This is a genomic window from Peptacetobacter sp. AB800, from assembly GCF_047807365.1.
Classification (GTDB): Bacteria; Bacillota; Clostridia; order Peptostreptococcales; family Peptostreptococcaceae; genus Peptacetobacter.
This window is the reverse complement of the sequence record NZ_JBLOUI010000086.1, coordinates 1-1362: the sequence shown is the minus strand read 5'-3', so window position 1 is coordinate 1362 and position 1362 is coordinate 1. Positions and strand designations below refer to the sequence as shown.

Annotated in this window: 1 rRNA gene; it reads left to right on the top strand. The window is 52.5% G+C overall.

The features are described from left to right. Positions 1 to 1360 (top strand): 23S ribosomal RNA (locus ACK2WN_RS12130); the annotation flags it as partial. Between the last annotated feature and the right edge of the window lie 2 nt (positions 1361 to 1362).

Below are 1362 nucleotides of genomic sequence, written 5' to 3'. Positions count from 1 at the left end.
AATGCTGGGGTGTGACGGGGAGCGAAATTTAGTAGCGAAGCATCTGCATTCACACTGTCGAGAAAAGTCTCTATCGAGTTTAAAGGCGCCCGTACCGCAAACCGACACAGGTGGGTGAGGAGAGTATCCTAAGGCCAGCGAGAGAACTGTTGTTAAGGAACTCGGCAAAATGACCCCGTAACTTAGGGATAAGGGGTGCCATCGAAAGATGGCCGCAGAGAATAGGCCCAAGCGACTGTTTACCAAAAACATAGGTTTCTGCTAAGTCGCAAGACGATGTATAGGAGCTGACGCCTGCCCGGTGCTGGAAGGTTAAGGGGATCTGTTAGAGCAATCGAAGCAGTGAACTTAAGCCCCAGTAAACGGCGGCCGTAACTATAACGGTCCTAAGGTAGCGAAATTCCTTGTCGGGTAAGTTCCGACCCGCACGAAAGGCGTAACGATTTGGGCACTGTCTCAACAACAGACTCGGTGAAATTGTAATTCCGGTGAAGATGCCGGATACCTGCGACAGGACGGAAAGACCCCATGGAGCTTTACTGTAGCTTGGCATTGGGTCTTGGTACTACATGTACAGCATAGGTGGGAGGCTTTGATTCCAGGACGCCAGTTTTGGATGAGCCACCGTTGGGATACCACCCCTGTAGTACTGGGACTCTAACCAGAGGCCTTGAATCAGGTCTTGGGACACTGTCAGGCGGGCAGTTTGACTGGGGCGGTCGCCTCCCAAAAGGTAACGGAGGCGCTCAAAGGTTCTCTCAGCACGGTCGGAAATCGTGCATAGAGTGTAAAGGCATAAGAGAGCTTGATTGCAAGACATACAGGTCGAGCAAGGACGAAAGTCGGACTTAGTGATCCGGTGGTTCTGAGTGGAAGGGCCATCGCTCAACGGATAAAAGCTACCCTGGGGATAACAGGCTTATCTCCCCCAAGAGTCCACATCGACGGGGAGGTTTGGCACCTCGATGTCGGCTCATCACATCCTGGGGCTGTAGTAGGTCCCAAGGGTTGGGCTGTTCGCCCATTAAAGTGGTACGCGAGCTGGGTTCAGAACGTCGTGAGACAGTTCGGTCCCTATCCGTCGCAGGCGTAGGAAATTTGAGAGGATCTGCCCTTAGTACGAGAGGACCGGGGTGGACGTACCGCTGGTGTACCAGTTGTCTCGCCAGAGGCATGGCTGGGTAGCTATGTACGGAACGGATAAGCGCTGAAAGCATCTAAGCGCGAAGCCAGCCTTAAGATAAGATTTCCCATTCTTCGGAAGTAAGACCCCATGAAGACTACGTGGTTGATAGGTCGGAGGTGGAAGTGCAGTAATGTATGCAGCTTACCGATACTAATAGGTCGAGGACTTGACCAAGA